Origin of the sequence: uncultured Castellaniella sp. (genome assembly GCF_937988725.1) — a bacterium.
Classification (GTDB): Bacteria; Pseudomonadota; Gammaproteobacteria; order Burkholderiales; family Burkholderiaceae_B; genus Castellaniella.
Map to the genome: position 1 here is coordinate 11366 of NZ_CALKHS010000011.1, position 16449 is coordinate 27814.

Below are 16449 nucleotides of genomic sequence, written 5' to 3' on the forward strand. Positions count from 1 at the left end.
CGAACGTCTGGCCTCCGGGCCTCGTCGTCTTGTCGTCCGCTTCTGCTTCTCCTCTTCCCCTCCCTATCGAAGCGGATGTTCACGGGATGCCTCCACGGCATCCCTTTTTTTTGCCTTGGGCCCGCGCCCCGGGGCAAAAAGCGCCGAGGCGCCGCGGGCGCCGGCCTGCGCGGCGCGGGGGCATGTTCCGCCTCCGCGAGGTGTTTTCATATGCGCCATAATTGTTTCAGACACGGCCGGCCAGCCTGTAACATAATAGGCGACGCGTATTTTGTGATGTATTTCGACCATGAAAATTGGCCTCTTGGTCTTTGGCCTGGCCGGGCTGCTGGCCCTGATTTCCTTCATGCCGCCCCTGGCGGGGCGTCTGCGTCTGCCGTATTCCGTGCTGCTGGCCATCGTGGGCTTCGTGCTGGGCGTGATCATCCATGTGCATGGCTGGGCGCCGGGCGTGGTGGCGGATTTCCTCGATTCGCTGCAGCACTTCGAGATCTCCTCCGAAACCTTCCTGTTCGTGTTCCTGCCCGTGCTGCTGTTCGAGACGGCGCTGGCGATGAACATACGCCGCCTGCTGGATGACATCAGCCCCATCCTGGTGATGGCCATCGTGGCCGTGGTGGTGTGCACGGTGGCGGTGGGCTTTTCCCTGGCGGCCGTCTCCCCCTACGGACTGGTGGTCTGCCTGATGCTGGGGGCCATCGTCGCCACCACGGACCCGGTGGCCGTCGTCGGCATCTTCCGCGAGGTCGGCGCGCCGCGCCGCCTGACCACCCTGGTCGAAGGCGAGTCCCTGTTCAACGATGCTGCGTCGATCGCCCTGTATTCGGTGCTGCTCAGTGTGCTGTTCAGCGGCGGGGAACTGTCCATGACCACGGTCGTCGGCAGCTTCCTGTTCAGCTTCATCGGCGGCGGCCTGGCGGGGCTGGCCATGGGCCGGCTGGCGACGGAGCTGTTCCGCTGGCTGCGCGGCTGGCCGGCGGCCGAAGTCACCCTGACCGTGGCCCTGGCTTATCTGACCTTCTACGCGTCCGAACATTACCTGGGGGTGTCCGGCGTGGTGGCGACAGTGATCGCGGGCCTGGTGGTGGGGTCCAACGGCCGCACCCGCATGTCGCCCACGACCTTCGAACAACTGGAAGGCGCCTGGGCGCAGTTCGGCTTCTGGGCCAATTCCCTGATCTTCCTGTTCGCCGCCATGCTGATTCCGCGCATGATGGCGGAAATCACCTGGATGGAAGTCTTCCTGATCCTGGTGGTGTTCATCGTCACCCTGGCGGCGCGGGCGGTCATGGTCTACGGCCTGCTGCCGCTGCTGGGGCGCTTGCGCCTGAGCACCCAGGTCAGCCCCTCCTACCGGGCGGTGATGCTGCTGGGCGGCCTGCGCGGCGCCGTGTCCCTGGCCCTGGCCCTGGCGGTGACCGAACAGCCGGCCGTGCCGCACGAGGCCCGCCAGTTCATCGCGGTGGCGACCACGGGCTTCGTGCTGATGACCCTGTTCGTCAACGGCCTGACCCTGCGCCCCCTCATCGCCCGCCTGGGCCTGAATCAGCTCTCGCCGGTGGACCGGGCCTTGCGCGACCAGGCCCAGGTGGTGGAACTGGAATCCCTGCGGCTGCGCATCGACGAGATCGCCCGCAACGAACATATCGGGCAGGAAGTCCTGGACCGCCTGAACGCCGTCTTCGACGCCAGCCAGACCAGCATGGACGCGGCGCAGGTGCATCAATTGTCCATGGACCAGAAGGTCGCCGTGGGCATGGGCATCCTGGCGGGCCGGGAAGAAGAGATGTTCTTCGAAACGCTGAAGGCCCAGGTGGTGGACTGGCGCACGGCGGAATCCCTGCTGGCCCGGGCCGAACGCCTGGGCGACGCCGTGCGCACGGGCGGGCTTGAAGGCTTCGAATCCGCCATCGAAGGCGATCTGCGCTATTCGAATTCCCTGCGCCTGGTCCTGCGCCTGCATCACCTGACCGGCAAGCCTTTCTGGCTGGCGCGGGAACTGGCCCAGCGCTTCACCAATCTGATGTGCAAATGGGCCGTGGCCCGCCGCCTGATCCAGTTCGCGCGCACCGACGTGCAGCCGCTGCTGGGGGCGGAGGTCGCGGACATCATCATCGCGGCCCATCAGCGCCGCCTGACCTTGCTGGAAGGCGCCCTGCAGGCTCTGGCGCTGCAGTATCCCAGTTATGCCCAGCACCTGCAGGAGGCCTATCTGGCGCGGATGGCGAGGTCCATGGAACGCATGCGCTACCGCGACATGCTGACGCAGAACCTGATCAGCGGCGAAACCTATTCCGACCTGATCCAGCAGGTGGAAACGCGCTGGGGGCCGCTGGAAAAGCACCACGGCCTGGACATCGCCCTGAGCGCCGCCGCGATGGTGCAGCGGGTCAGCCTGTTCGAGGGCCTGGACGAGGCCACCATGGAGGCGATCTGCAAGATGCTCAAGCCCCGCCTGGCGGTGCCGGGGCAGGACATTCCCACCCGCATCGGGCGCAGCCGCGCCATGTATTTCGTGGCTTCCGGCGCGGTGGTGCTGGATCTGCCGGACGGCACGGCGGCCGAACTGGGCAGCGGGCAGATCTTCGGCGAAATGGCGCTGGCCATGGACCACGATTTCCAGGCGCGCGTCCGGTCCCTGGGCTACAGCCGCCTGCTGATGCTGCAGGAAAGGGATTTCAAGAAGCTGCTGGAACGACTGCCCGATCTGCGCGACAAGATCGACGCCATCGTGCGCCAGCGCCTGCGGGCGGTCGAAGTCTGGCAGCAGTTCGAATCGGGCGAGCGGCAGCACGAACCGCTGCCCGACCTGCATGCGAATGCCTCCGGGGCCGCCCTGTCGGACCTGGCCGATGCCGTCCAGGAAGACGACCCCGCCGACGGGACTACAGCAAAAGCTTGATGTCGTGGGCCATGTCTTCCGGCGTCAGGGACGGCCCCAGCAGGGCGCGGGCCTCGCCGTCCTGGTCCATCAGGTAGAAGGCCGACGAGTGGTTCATGGCGTATTGCCCGGGCGTGGTGCTGTCTTCCTTGGCGTAGAAGGCCTTGAACGATCGCGCGGTCTTGTCCAGTTGTTCCGGGGTGCCGGTCAGGCCGACGAAGGACGGATCGAAGGCATGCACGTAGGCGCCCAGGATTTCCGGAGTGTCGCGGGCCGGATCGACGGAGATCATGATGACCTGGACCTTGGCCGCCTGGTCGCCCAGGATCTGCAGGGCCTGGGCGGCCTGCGCCATGGCGGTCGGGCAGACGTCCGGGCATTGGGTGTAGCCGAAGAACACCAGCAGGACCTTGCCCTTGTAGTCGGCCAGGGTGCGGGTCGCGCCCGTGGTGTCGGTCATGGAAAGATCGCGACCCAGGTGGGTGCCGCTGATGTCGCTGCCTTCGAAGGGCAGCGGGCCCGCGGGTTTGGGCGTGCAGGCCATCAGGGCCAGGGGGAGGGCGGCGACGGCCCCCGCCAGCAGGGCGCGGCGGGAGGCGGAAAACGGAACGATCATGCTTTACCTACAGGTCAGGGGGCGAGGCCTGACATGCGCGGCGGTCGTCCCGATGGACGGATCAGTTGCTGCCCAGCGCCAGGCCAACCCAGTGATCCAGCAACAGGGCTGCGAACAACAGGGCCAGATACAGGATTGAATACCAGAACAGTTTACGCGCTCGCGCGTCGGAATAGTTCCGGTACAGGGCGATGGCCTGCCAGACGAAATAGCCGCTGAGCAGGGCGGCCGCCGCCAGATAGGCCGGACCGCTCATGCGGATGACGTAGGGCAGCAGCGAGGCGGCGAACAGGGCGATGCTGTAGAGCAGCACGTGCAGCTGGGTGAAGTTCTGGCCGTGCGTGACCGGCAGCATGGGCAGGCCGGATTCCTCGTAGTCGTGGTGGCGGTACAGGGCCAGCGCCCAGAAATGCGGCGGCGTCCAGATGAAGATGATCAGCACCAGGACCCAGGCCTCGGCCGGGACGGCGTCGGCCATGGCGGCCCAGCCCAGGGCGGGCGGCATGGCGCCGGACAGGCCGCCGATGACGATGTTCTGGGGCGTCAGGGGCTTCAGGATGGCGGTGTAGATCAGGGCGTAGCCGACGAAGGTGGCGAAGGTCAGCCACATGGTCAGGGCGTTGACCCAGGTGTTCAGGATGAGCATGCCGGCGCCGCCGAGCACCCCCGCCATCAGCAGCACCTGGGGCGGGGTGATCTGGCCCGATGCCGTGCCGCGCCGCGCCGTGCGGCGCATGCGGGCGTCGGTTTCGCGTTCGATCAGGCAGTTGACGGAGAACGCCGCGGCCGCCAGCAGCCAGATGCCCAGGGTGGCGGCGGCCACCCTGCCCAAGTCGGGCAGGCCCGGCACGGCCAGGAACATGCCGATGACGGCGCAGAATACCGCCAGCTGGGTGACGCGGGGTTTGGTCAGCACCAGATACTGGCGCAGGAGAGACGGATGATGGACTGCAGCGGTGCTTGTCATGGGGTCAATTCTAGGCGTCGTGGAGAGGCTTGCCGCTAGGGGGTTTCCCTGCCTGGGCCAGGCGCCACAGCAGGGTGACGCTGACCAGCACCAGGCCGGCGGCGCCGCCGTTGTGCAGCACGGCGATCAGCAGCGGCCATTGGAAGAAGATGGTGGTCAGGCCGGTGGCCAGTTGCAGCGCCAGCAGCGCCAGCAGCAGGCGGGCGGGGCCGCGCAGGCCGGGGGCGCGGCGCCAGCGCCAGGCCAGGCCGCCCAGAAGGGCCAGCACCACCAGCGCGAAATTGCGATGGGTCCAGTGGATGGCGGTCAGGGCGTCCTGGGAAATCAGGTCGCCGCTGGTCTGCTTGCCCAGGCCCCGCAGCAGGGCGAAGCCCCCCTGGAAATCCATGGCCGGCACCCAGGCGCCGTGGCAGGTGGGGAAATCCATGCAGGCCAGGGCGGCGTAGTTGGTGCTGACCCAGCCGCCCAGCGCCAGCTGCAGAAACAGCACCGCCAGCCCCAGCGCCATCCAGCGCCGGTCGCTGTCCAGGGCCGCCGGGACCGGGTCGTGGGCTTTTTCGCGCGCGGCCAGCCAGGTCATCATGGCCAGCAGGCTCATGCCCAGGACCAGGTGGGTGGTGACCACCAGCGGCATCAGGCGGTGGGTGACGGTCCAGGCCCCGAAGGCGCCCTGCAGGCAGACCAGCCCCAGGACGGCGGTGGACAGCGCCGGGCTGCGCGCCAGGGTCCGGCGCAGGCGCCAGGCCAGGACGGTGAAGGCGATGATCAGCAGGCCCAGGAAAGCCCCGGCGTAGCGGTGGATCATCTCGATCCAGGCCTGGAAGGCGCTGACCGGGCCGTAGGGCATGGCCTGCAGGGCCTGCTGGATGGATTCGCTGGCCCCCAGGGGACTGAAGTGGCCGTAGCAGCCGGGCCAGTCCGGGCAGCCCAGGCCCGAATCGGTCAGGCGCACGAAGGCGCCGAACATGATCAGGTCCAGGGTCAGGAACCAGGCCAGGAAGACCAGCCGCCGGTATCTCCGGATTCCGCGCAGCGCGGCGGCGGGATTTCCGTCGACCGCGCGGGCGCGGGCGGCGATGGGGACGGTGGCGGAATCAGGCGTCGTGGACATGGATGGGCGCCCGGCTAGCCGATCCGGGAGTTCTTCAGCAGCGTGCGGATGTCGTCACGCACCCCTTCGGGGTCCTGGCCGTCCGGGAACCGCATCATCAGGTTGCCCAGCGGATCCACGATCCACATGCCGGTGGCCAGCGCGGCCGCCGGATCGGCGGCGTCGGGGGCCAGCCATGCCGCCAGCTGGGCCGGGTCGGCCCGCAGCACGTGGGTGCCGACGTAGGCCTCGCCCACCACCGGGGCGATCGGGGCATCGTCGGTCACGAACAGGATGCGTTCCAGCCGGTCCACGTTCTTGCCCTGGCTGGCGTGGGAATTGCGCAGCACGAACAGGCCGCGCACGCAGGATTCGGGGCAGGCGCCCGGGCCGGCGCTGATCAGCAGCCACTGGCCCTTCAGTTGCTTCAGGTCGTAGGCCTGGCCCTGGGCGTCGCGCAGGCTCAGGTCGGGGATCGGGCGCTGGGGATCGATCAGCTGGCCGTACTGGGTCTGGACGGCCGGCCGCAGGCCCAGCGCGGGCACGTAGTAGGCCAGCAAGGCGAATACGACGGGCGCCAGGGCGATCAGGAAGATGGCGATGAGCGGAGTCAGAGAGCGCGGGCGGGAGGAGGCAGTCGTCATGGGCGGGCCGGGTCGGGTTTCGAGGGGGCGGCGGGTCGCCGCCAGGTGCGCCACAGCATCACGGCGGCGGCGATCAGGGCAATGGCGGCGAAGCTGAACCATTGCCCGGCGTAGTTGTAGTTCTGGCTGGCGTTCTCGGAGGGGCCGGGCCAGTCCTGGACCAGGCCGGCGTCCCGGGCGGGCGCCTGTTCCAGGACCACGGGCAGCAGCTTCAGTCCCGAGGCGGCGGCCAGCGTGTCCAGCGGCAGGTTCTGCACACGTGGCGGCGCGCCGTCGGGAGCGGGGAAGGGGCGGGGCAGGACATTGTCCGGGCTGCCGGTGAGGCTGCCCAGGTCGAACAGGCGGGGCACCCGGTGCAGCAGGGTGCCCTGGACCTGCACGGGGCCGTCGGCGGCGCTCAGGTCCGGCAAGGAGGCCGGCGGCAGCGGCCGGGCGACCCAGCCGCGCAGCACCAGCACGGCGGTGTCGGGCGCGTCCTGGAGGGCCAGGGGAGTGGCCACCCAGAAACCGGGCTGACCTTTGAGGTTGCGATTATCCAGGAGTACAGTGAACGGATTGAGCCAGCGCCCCTGGGCGGTGGCGCGGTGCCAGTCCGGGCCGTCGGGGGTGGCTGCCGTCAGGGTCATGGCGGGGGCTTGCTGCCCGGCCAGCCGGGCGGCGCGCAGGGCTTCCCGTTCGTGGGCGCGGCGCAGCTGCCATTGGCCCGCGGCGATGCACACGCCGGCCAGCAGGATCAGCAATACGACGGCCGCCAAGGCTTTTTTTCGTGAGGCGGGGCGTTGCTGAATCATGGGCGCGACAACATCAAAAAAACGGGCTGCGGATCAGATAGACTGGCGGTTGAAAACATTGTGCCACTTGGCGTGGCGGTTCAGTGTGACGGATAGAAAGGCAGGGATCCATCCATGAAAGTGCTGATTGTCGTCCTGTTTCTGGCCATCGTGGCCAGTCTGGGTTCCGCTTTGATCTTCCTGATGCAGGACCAGGGCCGCAGCGGCCGTATGGCCTGGGCCCTGACCTGGCGGGTGGGTTTGTCGATCCTGCTGTTTCTGTTCCTGCTGCTGGCGCATGCCCTGGGGTGGATCGATGCCACCGGGGTGCCGGCCACCGCGGGGTAGGCCGGCTCGGGACGGCGGGTCTACATCCAGTAGACGAAGATATACAAGCCCAGCCAGACCACGTCCACGAAGTGCCAGTACCACGCCGCGCCTTCGAAGCCGAAGTGGCTTTCGGGCGTGAAGTGGCCGCGCACCAGGCGGAACAGGATGACGGTCAGCATGGTGGCGCCCAGGATCACGTGGAAGCCGTGGAAGCCGGTCAGCATGTAGAACAGCGCCCCGAACGCCCCGGAGGTGAAGCGCAGGTTCAGTTCGGTGTAGGCGTGGTGGTATTCATAGGCCTGGCAGGCGACGAAGGCGAAGCCCAGCAGGACCGTGGCGACCATCCACAGGATCGCTTTCTGCCGGTGAGCGGCGCGCAGCGCATGGTGGGCGATAGTCAGGGTCAGGCCGGAGGTCAGCAGCAGCGCCGTGTTGATGGTGGGCAGCCAGAACGGGCCCACGGACTTGAACGGCGCGACGGTGCCGGCCGGGCCGAAGTTGGGCCAGGTGCCGGCGAAATTCGGCCACAGCCAGGTCTGGGAGTCCAGCGTGCTCAGCCAGGGGGTGGACACGTCGCGGGTGTACCACAGGGACCCGAAGAAGGCCGAAAAGAACATGACCTCGGAAAAAATGAACCAGGTCATGCTCCAGCGGTAGGAGTGGTCGATGCGCTGGCTGTTCATGCCGCCTTCGGATTCGCGGATGGCGTCCCCGAACCAGCAGAACAGCACCACGAACATGCACAGGATGCCGGCGATGCACAGCCAGGGGCCGGCGGCGTAGCCATTGACCCACAGGGCCGCGCCCAGCAGCGTGGCCAGCATGCAGAGGCTGCCCCGGATGGGGTGGACCGATTGAGGCGGGACATAGTAGTAAGGAGCCTTGCCGCTATGCGCCGTCTGTGCAACTGCTGTCATTTTGTTCTCCTCTTTTCTGATTCTAGGCCGTGACCAGCCGGACGGCCAGTAACAGAAGCAATACGAATATCAGCCCGCCCAGCAGGCCTGCCACGATGAGATGCGCTGGGCCGATGCGATTCAGATCGTCATCGTGCCCGGAGCGTTTGCGCAGGCCCAGGAAGGCCCACGCGACGGTGCGTACCGATCGCAGAAAATTGCCCGGACCGCTCAATCAACGACCCCGTACAGGTTGGCGCGGACAAAGGTCCAGACCAGGATGGCCACGGCGAACAGGGCCAGGAGCCATCCGGTGCGGCGATTGCGGCGACGTTGTTCAGGAGTCATGACGGATCCGGAGGTTCTGGTCTGCACAGGATCAGCCTTCATACTGGGGCGGCGTGACGAAGGTGTGGTGGGGCGCCGGCGACGGCACCGTCCATTCCAGGCCTTCGGCGCTTTCCCAGGGAGAGGCCGCCACGGTGGGGCCGGTGCTGCGCACGGCCTTGACCACCACGTAGATGAAGATCAGCTGCGACAGGCCGAACCAGAAGGCGCCGATGGTGGCCACCTGGTGGAAGGTCGTGAACTGCGCGGCGTAGTCCGCATAGCGGCGCGGCATGCCGGCCAGGCCCAGGAAGTGCATCGGGAAGAAGGCGACGTTGAAGGAGATCATGCTGCTCCAGAAGTGCAGCTTGCCCAGCTTTTCGTCGTACATGTGGCCGCACCATTTGGGCAGCCAGTAGTAGGCGGCGCCGAACAGGGCGAACAGGGATCCGGCCACCAGCACGTAGTGGAAGTGCGCCACCACGTAGTAGGTGTCCTGCGCCTGGATGTCGATGGGCGCGATGGCCAGCACCAGCCCGGTGAAGCCGCCGATGGTGAACACGAAGATGAAGCCGATGGCCCACAGCATGGGGGTTTCGAAGGTCATGGACCCGCGCCACATGGTGGCCGTCCAGTTGAAGACCTTGACCCCCGTCGGGATGGAAATCAGCATGGTGCCGTACATGAAGAACAGCTGGGCCGTGACCGGCATGCCGGTGGTGAACATGTGGTGCGCCCACACCAGGAAGGACAGGATGGCGATGGCGCAGATGGCGTAGACCATGGAGGCATAGCCGAACAGGCGCTTGCGGGCGAAGGTCGGGATGATCTGCGACACGATGCCGAAGGCCGGCAGGATCATGATGTAGACCTCGGGGTGCCCGAAGAACCAGAACACGTGCTGGTACAGCACCGGGTCGCCGCCGCCGGCGGCGTTGAAGAAGTGGGTGCCGAAATGGCGGTCGGTCAGCAGCATGGTGACGGCGGCGGCCAGCACCGGCATCACGGCCAGCAGCAGGTAGGCCGTGACCAGCCAGGACCAGCAGAACATCGGCATCTTCATCAGCGTCATGCCGGGGGCGCGCATGTTCAGGATGGTGACGATGATGTTGATCGCGCCCATGATGGACGAGGCGCCCAGGATGTGCACGGCGAAGATGGCGAAGTCCATGCCCGGGCCCATCTGCAGGGACAGCGGCGCGTACATGGTCCAGCCGGACGCGTTGGCGCCGCCCGGCACGAAGAACGACGCGGTCAGCAGGATGGCGCCCACGGGCAGCAGCCAGAAGCTGAAGTTGTTCATGCGGGCGAAGGCCATGTCGGAGGCGCCGATCTGCAGCGGAATCATCCAGTTGGCGAAGCCCACGAAGGCCGGCATGATGGCCCCGAAGATCATGATCAGCCCGTGCATGGTGGTGAACTGGTTGAACAGCTCGGGCTGGAAGAACTGGATGCCGGGTTCGAAGAGCTCCGTGCGCAGCAACAGCGCCAGGGTGCCGCCTTCGAGCAGCATGCAGAACGAGAAGATCAGGTACATCGTCCCGATGTCTTTGTGATTCGTGGCGAAGACCCAGCGTCGCCAGCCGGTGGGGACGTGGTCGTGCGCGTGGTCGTCATGACCCACGCTGGGCGGGATGTGGTCTGCGGTGACGCTGCTCATGAATGCCTCCTTCGAGGACGCGCCGCACGCAGGGCGGCGCGGAAAAATTGGGTTCGGGATAGTGCCGTTGCGCGACTATCTGTGTGTCAGCGCAGGGCCTTGACGTCAGACGGCTGCACGACGGGGTCGGGGCCTTTTCCGGCGTTGTCCCAAGCGTTGCGGGTATAGGTGATGACGGCTGCCAGCTGGACATCATTGAGCTGATCGCGGAATGCCGCCATGGCGGTGCCCGGATGGCCGTTGAGTTCGGTCAGGATCTGTTCCTTCATGGGAGCCAGCACGAATTTCTTGTCGCCGTTCAGCGCCGGGAAGGTGCCCGGGATGCCCTGGCCGTTGGCCTGGTGGCAGGCCACGCAGTTGGCGGCGAAGACTTCCTTGCCTTTGGCGAAGAGTTCGTCCTTGGACCAGGTCTTGTTGGGATCTTCGGTGGCGGCGGCCATCGCGGCCTTCTGGTCCTTGACCCATTTGGCGTAGTCTTCGGCGGATTTGACCTCGACCACGATGGGCATGTAGGCGTGGTTCTTGCCGCACAGTTCGGCGCACTGGCCGCGATAGGTGCCGACCTTTTCGGCGCGGAACCAGGTGTCGCGCAGGTAGCCGGGAACGGCGTCCTGCTTGACGCCGAAGTCGGGCACCATCCAGGAGTGGATGACGTCGGAGGCGGTCAGGACGACGCGGACTTTCTTGTCGACCGGCACCACCAGCGGGCGGTCGACTTCCAGCAGATAGGTGTTGCTCTTGGGGGCCTTGCCGTCGATCTGGTCCTGGGGCGTGGACAGATTGGACAGGAAGTGCACGCCGGTGGCCGGGCCGTCGAGGTATTCGTAGCCCCATTTCCATTGGTAGCCGGTGGCCTTGATGGTGAGGTCGGCTCCCGTGGTGTCCTTCATGGCGACGACCGTGCGGCTGGCCGGGATGGCCATGCCGACGATGATCAGGAAGGGGATGACGGTCCAGGTGAGTTCGATGGACAGGTTTTCATCGAATTTGGCGGCCTTGTAGCCCTTGGATTTCCGGTGCTTGACGATGGAATACAGCATCGTGCCGAAAACCCCGATGAAGATGATCGTACAGACGATCAGGATCATCCAGTGCAATTCGTGTATTTCCTGGGAGATCGGCGTGACCCCCGGAGTGACGTTCAGCTGATCGACCGCCGGTCCCCCCGGAATGTCCTGAACCTGCGCGGTGGCGACTGCCATCCATGACAGCGCGATCATGCCCAACAACCCTCTGACCATCTTCATGTTGTCCCTCTGGTTGGTGTGTGTTCTCCGGGGCGGGTTGACCTTCGTCAAAGACACACGAGGGGGAAACGAGCCCTGCACACATGATGATATCGTCAGGCCGCGAAACTGCGACAGCGGCGGCCTGCGATGTCCTTATAAGCTTGAAGGGATTATAGCCAAGCATGCAGGCTTGTACAGGCGGGGTGCGGCGCTGATCGTGGGCTTTCGCGGGTTTCCACCTATCCCGTCCGGGCTTCCACTACAATGCTCCGATGGATTCCACCTCCGAGGTCTTTACCCTGGGCGACGTGTCGGCACGCAGTGCGCGGCTGGTGCGCCGCGCCCAGCAGCTGCCGCCGGTCGGCGCGCGGCCGGTGACGGTCTCGGGGCGGGTGGCCGGCTGGATCGGTCCCGAGGCCCTGGCCGCCATCGCCGATCATCCCGGCGTCCACGTCGAAGCCGAAGCCGCCCACCTGTCGGCGGCGCCCGCGGCGCGCCTGGGACTGGATGGCGTATTGCGCGCCCTGGCCCTGGCCCTGCGGGATGCGGGCTGCATCCGCAGCTGGCGCGACGAATTGCTGGACGTCGTGGCCGAAGGCCGCCTGCTGGGGCGCATCGAACGCGGCGCCGTGCGTCCGCTGGGGCTGTTGACGCAGGCCGTGCACCTGAACGGCTGGGCCCCCGACGGCCGGCTGTGGGTGGCCCGCCGCGCGCTCAGCAAATCCACGGACCCCGGGCTGTGGGATACCTTGTCGGGCGGGCTGGTGGCGGCGGGCGAAGACCCCGCCTCGGCGCTGTTGCGCGAATCCCACGAAGAAGCCGGCCTGGTGCCGGCCGCGCTGGCCTCGCACAGCCCCGTGCGCACCGTGCTGCGCATGCATCGCCGCCTGCCCGACGGTTATCAGGTGGAAACCGTGCTGCTCAGCGATTGCGTGCTGGACGCCGCCACGGCGCCGGCCAATCTGGATGGCGAAGTCCTGGCGTTCCGCTGCGTCGACATGGCCGAATTGTGGGACATGATCACGCGCGGCGCCTTTACTCTGGAAGCCGAATTGTGCATCCTGGATTCGCTGCGGCGGCGCCTGACCGCGCCGCCGCGTCCTTGACCCCTTGATTGATGCCGGCCCGATCCGGCGGAGGTAAACCATCATGGCACAGGAATCCCCCAATCCCTTCGTGTTGCCCGGATTCGGTCAGCAAGGCGAGTCCGCCGGCAACCCGCTGTTCGCCGGGCTGGACATGATGCGCCAGGCCTGGCAGAACCTGGCCGGGCACATGGATGCCCCGGCCATGCCGGCCATGTCCCTGGATGAGCTGGACCGGCGCATCCGCGAATTGCAGACAGTGCAGAACTGGCTGCAGCTGAACGCCACGATGCTGGCCAACACCATCCAGGGGCTGGAAATCCAGCGCAGCACGCTCAAGACCCTGCAATCCTTCTCCGGGGGCGCGTTCCCCGGCGCGGCCGCCTCGGCGGCCAAGTCCGGCAAATCCGCCGCGTCGGCCCGGTCGGCGAAGCCTTCGGCCGGCGCCCAGGCCGATGCCGCGGGGCAGGCCTATGCGCAGGCGGCCGGCGATTGGTGGAACATGGTGCAGCAGCAGTTCGAACAGTTGCGCGAAGCCACCACCGCCAGCCTGGGCAGCATGGCGGAAGCCGCCGAAACCGCCTCGGTGGCGGGAACGGCCAAGAAACCGGCCAAGCCCCGCGCCACGGCCGCGAAGACCTCCTCCGCGCGCGCCGGCAAGACCAGCCGGACCCCGGCAGCCGGCAAGACCGGCCGCAAGCCCCGCGCCTGACGCGCGTCGCGCACCGCGGGCCGACCGCCCCTGACCGGGGCCGACCGCCCCTGACCGGGGCCGGCCGGCCCGCGGCATCCATCGGAATCCCATCTTCAATTTTCAATCTTTACATCTATGCTGAACATCATCATTCTGGCCGCGGGCCTGGGCAAGCGCATGCAGTCCGACCTGCCGAAAGTCCTGCACCCGATCGCCGGGCAACCCATGCTCAGCCACGTGCTGGGCGCGGCCCGCGCCCTGAATCCCGACCGGGTGGTGGTCGTGGTGGGCCATGGCGCGGATCGCGTGCAGGCGGCCTATGCGGGCCAGGACCTGACGTTCGCGCTGCAGCAGCCCCAGCAGGGCACCGGCCATGCCGTCATGCAGGCCTTGCCGCATCTGCTGGAGGGCGATCCCGACGACACCTGCCTGGTGCTGTATGGCGACGTGCCCCTGGTGCAGTCCGCCACCTTGCAGGCGCTGTTGCAGGCGCGGGGCGACGGCCTGGCGCTGCTGACGGAAACGCTCGACGACCCCAGCGGCTACGGGCGCATCGTGCGCGACGCCCAGGGGCGCGTGCAGCGCATCGTCGAACATAAAGACGCCAGCGACGCCGAGCGCGCCATCGCCGAGGTCAACACCGGCATCCTGGCCGCGCCCACGGCCGCGCTGCGGCGCTGGCTGGGGCGGATCGACAACCACAACGCCCAGGGCGAATACTATCTGACCGACATCGTCGGGCTGGCGGTGGGCGAGCACGTGCCGGTGGCGCATGCCCAGCCGGCCGCGCACTGGGAAACCCTGGGGGTGAACAGCCGCGTGCAGCAGGCGCAGCTGGAACGCATCTGGCAGGGCGAGCAGGCCCGGCTGCTGCTGGAACAGGGGGTCACCCTGGCGGACCCGGCGCGCTTCGACCTGCGGGGCGAATTGAGCTGCGGGCGCGACGTCTTCATCGATGTGGGCTGCGTCTTCGAAGGCCGCGTGCGGCTGGCCGACGGGGTGCGCGTCGGGCCGCATTGCGTGATCCGCGACGCCGACATCGGCGCGGGCGCGGCGCTGGATGCCTATAGCCACGTCGAAGGCGCGCTGGTGGGCGACTCCGCCCGCATCGGCCCCTACGCCCGCCTGCGGCCGGGCGCGGACGTCGGCCCCGACGCGCACGTCGGCAACTTCGTCGAACTGAAGAAGACCCGCCTGGGGCGGGGGTCCAAGGCCAATCACCTGGCGTATCTGGGCGATGCCGTGATCGGCGAGCGCGTCAACGTGGGCGCCGGCACCATCACCTGCAATTACGACGGCGTGAACAAATTCCAGACGATCATCGAAGACGACGTCTTCATCGGCTCGGACACGCAGCTGGTCGCCCCCGTGAAGGTCGGCCAGGGGGCGACGCTGGGCGCGGGCACCACGCTGACGCGCGATGCGCCCGCGGGCGAGCTCACCCTGTCGCGGCCCCGCCAGCAGACCGTGCAAGGCTGGAAGCGGCCGGCGCGCAAGGGCTGATCGTGGGGTGCCGCGCAGGGCGCGCGCGGGCGCCGTCCGGGCACTTCGCCTGAAAGGGGATGGGCCGCGCCATGCGCATTTTGCATCTGAACCTGGAAAAAGGCTGGCGCGGCGGCGAGCGCCAGACGCTGTTCACTCTGCAAGGCCTGCGGGCCGCCGGCCATCAGGTGGCCCTGGCGGCGCGCGCGGGTGGGCCGCTGGCGCAGCGCGCCGAGGCCGCCGGCATTCGGGTCTTTCCTTGTTCGGGCAGCCTGGCGCTGGCGCGGCTGCTGCTGGCGCAGCGCCGTTCCCATGACGTGATCCATGCCCAGACGGCCCAGGCCATGAGCCTGCTGGCCTTTCTGCGGCCCGTCCTGCGGGCGGCCCTGGTCTTCACCCGGCGCACCGCCTTCGATGCGCCGGACAGGGTGCGGCGACAGCGCTGGAAATGGGGGCGGGCCGATGCCCTGGTGGCCATCAGCCAGGCCGCCGCCGCGGCGCCCCGGGCCTGCGGGCTGTCGGCCATCGTGATCCCCAGCGCGGTGGAGCCGCAGCAGGCGGATCCGGCCCGTGTCGAGGCCTTGCGCCGGCAGTTCGGTCTGACGGGGCGCCGGGTGCTGGTGACGGCGGCGGCGCTCAGCCCCGAAAAAGATCCCCTGACCCTGATCGAGGCCGTGCACCGCCTGCGCGCGGATCATCCGGACGTGATCTGCCTGCATTGCGGGGCCGACGGCGCGGCGGCCGACGCCGCCCGCGCCCGGGTGCTGGCTCTGGGCCTGCAGGATCATTACCGCTTCGCCGGCTTTCAGGGGAACGTGGGCGACTGCCTGGCGCTGGCGGATGTCTACGTCAGCAGCTCGCGATTCGAGGCCCTGGGTACCAGCGTGCTGGATGCCTGCCTGGCCGGCCTGCCCGTGGTGGCGACGGACGTGGGCGGCCATCGGGAGATCCTGGATCCGGATCGCGGCCTGCTGGCGCCGGCCGGCGATGATTCGGCCATCGCGCGGCGCGTCGCCTGGGTGCTGGACCACGCGGATGCCGCCCGGGTCATGGGGCAGCGGGCTCAGGCGCACGTGGCTCAGGCGTATTCGGTGCCGGCGATGGTGGCCGCGTATCAGCAGCTGTACGGCCGCCTGCTGCGCGCCTAGCGTCCCGCCGGCGGCCCTGAAGATCGGCCCGGGGACTACAGCGGGCGCAAGGCGTCCTTGTAGTGGCCGGCGCGCTCGGCGTAGTCGGCGGCGCTGCGCTGCAGGGCCGCGACTTCCTCGTCCGACAATGTGCGCACGGCCTTGGCGGGCGCGCCCAGGATCAGGGATCTTTCGGGAAAGGTCTTGCCTTCGGTGACGAGCGCCCCGGCGCCCACCAGGCTGTTGCGGCGGATGACGGCGCCGTTCAGCACGACGGCCTGGATGCCGATCAGGGAACCGTCTTCGATGGTGCAGCCGTGCAGCATGGCCTGGTGGCCGACCGTGACCTGCCGGCCGATGGTCAGCGGCTTGCCCTTGTCGACGTGCAGCACGGCGTTTTCCTGGATGTTGGACTGCTCGCCCACGACGATCGGTTCGTTGTCGGCGCGGATCACCGCGCCCGGCCAGATGCTGGCGCCCGCCTGCAAGGTCGCCGCGCCGATCACGGTGGCCTCGGCGGCGATGAAGGCGGAGGGATCGATGTGCGGGGTCAGATCCCCCAGGGAATAACAGGTCATGGGTCGGTGCTCCGGGTCGGGGCCGGTCGGCGGCGGGGCTCGATCGCGGACCGCGCGCCGCGCCGGCGGGGCC

General features: G+C 68.0%; 17 protein-coding genes. 6 read left to right on the forward strand and 11 right to left on the reverse strand.

The genetic code is table 11. The features are described from left to right. Positions 1-289: 289 nt before the first annotated feature. The gene (locus Q0263_RS17175) at positions 290-2902 is read left to right on the forward strand and encodes a cation:proton antiporter (RefSeq protein ID WP_298019259.1); all 2613 of its coding nucleotides are present in this window, start codon (positions 290-292) and stop codon (positions 2900-2902) included. On the opposite strand, the gene Q0263_RS17180 is transcribed toward Q0263_RS17175, so the two are convergent. The 5 genes from Q0263_RS17180 to Q0263_RS17200 all read right to left on the reverse strand — a co-directional run bounded on the left by Q0263_RS17180 (position 2886) and on the right by Q0263_RS17200 (position 6953). After that, positions 2886-3497: an SCO family protein gene (locus Q0263_RS17180; protein ID WP_366140726.1), complete on the reverse strand. Its 612-nt coding sequence runs from the start codon at positions 3495-3497 to the stop codon at positions 2886-2888. The genes Q0263_RS17175 and Q0263_RS17180 overlap by 17 nt on opposite strands. Before the next feature lie 61 nt (positions 3498-3558). Beyond that, a complete protein-coding gene (gene cyoE, locus Q0263_RS17185) occupies positions 3559-4464 on the reverse strand; it encodes a heme o synthase (RefSeq protein WP_298019262.1) in 906 nt (301 codons plus the stop codon). A gap of 10 nt (positions 4465-4474) precedes the next feature. Next, the gene (locus tag Q0263_RS17190) at positions 4475-5497 is read right to left on the reverse strand and encodes a COX15/CtaA family protein (protein WP_298019369.1); all 1023 of its coding nucleotides are present in this window, start codon (positions 5495-5497) and stop codon (positions 4475-4477) included. 92 nt (positions 5498-5589) lie between these two features. Next, positions 5590-6198 carry a hypothetical protein gene (locus Q0263_RS17195; RefSeq protein ID WP_298019265.1) on the reverse strand — a complete coding sequence of 203 codons (609 nt, stop codon included), beginning with the start codon at positions 6196-6198 and terminating at the stop codon, positions 5590-5592. Beyond that, positions 6195-6953: an SURF1 family protein gene (locus Q0263_RS17200; protein ID WP_298019268.1), complete on the reverse strand. Its 759-nt coding sequence runs from the start codon at positions 6951-6953 to the stop codon at positions 6195-6197. Before Q0263_RS17200 ends, Q0263_RS17195 begins: the two co-directional genes overlap by 4 nt. 150 nt (positions 6954-7103) lie before the next feature. Between Q0263_RS17200 and Q0263_RS17205 the strand changes: the two genes are divergently transcribed. Then, complete coding sequence (locus Q0263_RS17205) at positions 7104-7316, forward strand: twin transmembrane helix small protein (RefSeq protein WP_298019269.1); 213 nt, start codon at positions 7104-7106, stop codon at positions 7314-7316. Positions 7317-7336: 20 nt separating this feature from the next. On the opposite strand, the gene Q0263_RS17210 is transcribed toward Q0263_RS17205, so the two are convergent. From Q0263_RS17210 to coxB, 5 genes are all read right to left on the reverse strand, one after another. Further along, on the reverse strand, positions 7337-8215 hold the full coding sequence (locus tag Q0263_RS17210) for a cytochrome c oxidase subunit 3 (protein ID WP_298019271.1): 879 nt from the start codon (positions 8213-8215) through the stop codon (positions 7337-7339). A gap of 22 nt (positions 8216-8237) precedes the next feature. Beyond that, positions 8238-8429 carry a DUF2970 domain-containing protein gene (locus Q0263_RS17215; RefSeq protein ID WP_298019272.1) on the reverse strand — a complete coding sequence of 64 codons (192 nt, stop codon included), beginning with the start codon at positions 8427-8429 and terminating at the stop codon, positions 8238-8240. Further along, positions 8426-8542: a cytochrome oxidase small assembly protein gene (locus Q0263_RS17220; protein WP_298019274.1), complete on the reverse strand. Its 117-nt coding sequence runs from the start codon at positions 8540-8542 to the stop codon at positions 8426-8428. Before Q0263_RS17220 ends, Q0263_RS17215 begins: the two co-directional genes overlap by 4 nt. Positions 8543-8573: 31 nt before the next feature. After that, positions 8574-10181, reverse strand: coding sequence for a cytochrome c oxidase subunit I (gene ctaD / locus Q0263_RS17225; RefSeq protein WP_298019277.1), 1608 nt, complete (start codon positions 10179-10181; stop codon positions 8574-8576). An 86-nt stretch (positions 10182-10267) separates the two neighbouring features. Next, positions 10268-11428, reverse strand: coding sequence for a cytochrome c oxidase subunit II (coxB, locus tag Q0263_RS17230; RefSeq protein WP_298019280.1), 1161 nt, complete (start codon positions 11426-11428; stop codon positions 10268-10270). A gap of 254 nt (positions 11429-11682) precedes the next feature. Here coxB and Q0263_RS17235 point away from each other — a divergent pair, with 254 nt between their 5' ends. From Q0263_RS17235 to Q0263_RS17250, 4 genes are all read left to right on the forward strand, one after another. Then, complete coding sequence (locus Q0263_RS17235) at positions 11683-12516, forward strand: NUDIX domain-containing protein (protein ID WP_298019283.1); 834 nt, start codon at positions 11683-11685, stop codon at positions 12514-12516. A 43-nt stretch (positions 12517-12559) separates the two neighbouring features. After that, a complete protein-coding gene (locus tag Q0263_RS17240) occupies positions 12560-13207 on the forward strand; it encodes a PhaM family polyhydroxyalkanoate granule multifunctional regulatory protein (protein ID WP_298019286.1) in 648 nt (215 codons plus the stop codon). Positions 13208-13324: 117 nt separating this feature from the next. Beyond that, positions 13325-14692: a bifunctional UDP-N-acetylglucosamine diphosphorylase/glucosamine-1-phosphate N-acetyltransferase GlmU gene (glmU, locus tag Q0263_RS17245; RefSeq protein ID WP_298019289.1), complete on the forward strand. Its 1368-nt coding sequence runs from the start codon at positions 13325-13327 to the stop codon at positions 14690-14692. A 71-nt stretch (positions 14693-14763) separates the two neighbouring features. Further along, complete coding sequence (locus Q0263_RS17250) at positions 14764-15819, forward strand: glycosyltransferase family 4 protein (RefSeq protein ID WP_298019292.1); 1056 nt, start codon at positions 14764-14766, stop codon at positions 15817-15819. Positions 15820-15854: 35 nt separating this feature from the next. Here the strand turns inward: Q0263_RS17250 and Q0263_RS17255 are convergent, their stop codons facing one another. After that, positions 15855-16376, reverse strand: coding sequence for a gamma carbonic anhydrase family protein (locus Q0263_RS17255; RefSeq protein WP_298019294.1), 522 nt, complete (start codon positions 16374-16376; stop codon positions 15855-15857). Positions 16377-16449 lie beyond the last annotated feature (73 nt).

Coding starts and splice junctions, on each gene's coding strand:
- Q0263_RS17175 (WP_298019259.1), top strand. CDS start 290: ATGAAAATTGGCCTCTTGGTCTTTGGCCTGGCCGGGCTGCTGGCCCTG.
- Q0263_RS17180 (WP_366140726.1), bottom strand. CDS start 3,497: ATGATCGTTCCGTTTTCCGCCTCCCGCCGCGCCCTGCTGGCGGGGGCC.
- cyoE (WP_298019262.1), bottom strand. CDS start 4,464: ATGACAAGCACCGCTGCAGTCCATCATCCGTCTCTCCTGCGCCAGTAT.
- Q0263_RS17195 (WP_298019265.1), bottom strand. CDS start 6,198: ATGACGACTGCCTCCTCCCGCCCGCGCTCTCTGACTCCGCTCATCGCC.
- Q0263_RS17205 (WP_298019269.1), top strand. CDS start 7,104: ATGAAAGTGCTGATTGTCGTCCTGTTTCTGGCCATCGTGGCCAGTCTG.
- Q0263_RS17210 (WP_298019271.1), bottom strand. CDS start 8,215: ATGACAGCAGTTGCACAGACGGCGCATAGCGGCAAGGCTCCTTACTAC.
- Q0263_RS17220 (WP_298019274.1), bottom strand. CDS start 8,542: ATGACTCCTGAACAACGTCGCCGCAATCGCCGCACCGGATGGCTCCTG.
- ctaD (WP_298019277.1), bottom strand. CDS start 10,181: ATGAGCAGCGTCACCGCAGACCACATCCCGCCCAGCGTGGGTCATGAC.
- coxB (WP_298019280.1), bottom strand. CDS start 11,428: ATGAAGATGGTCAGAGGGTTGTTGGGCATGATCGCGCTGTCATGGATG.
- Q0263_RS17235 (WP_298019283.1), top strand. CDS start 11,683: ATGGATTCCACCTCCGAGGTCTTTACCCTGGGCGACGTGTCGGCACGC.
- Q0263_RS17240 (WP_298019286.1), top strand. CDS start 12,560: ATGGCACAGGAATCCCCCAATCCCTTCGTGTTGCCCGGATTCGGTCAG.
- glmU (WP_298019289.1), top strand. CDS start 13,325: ATGCTGAACATCATCATTCTGGCCGCGGGCCTGGGCAAGCGCATGCAG.
- Q0263_RS17250 (WP_298019292.1), top strand. CDS start 14,764: ATGCGCATTTTGCATCTGAACCTGGAAAAAGGCTGGCGCGGCGGCGAG.
- Q0263_RS17255 (WP_298019294.1), bottom strand. CDS start 16,376: ATGACCTGTTATTCCCTGGGGGATCTGACCCCGCACATCGATCCCTCC.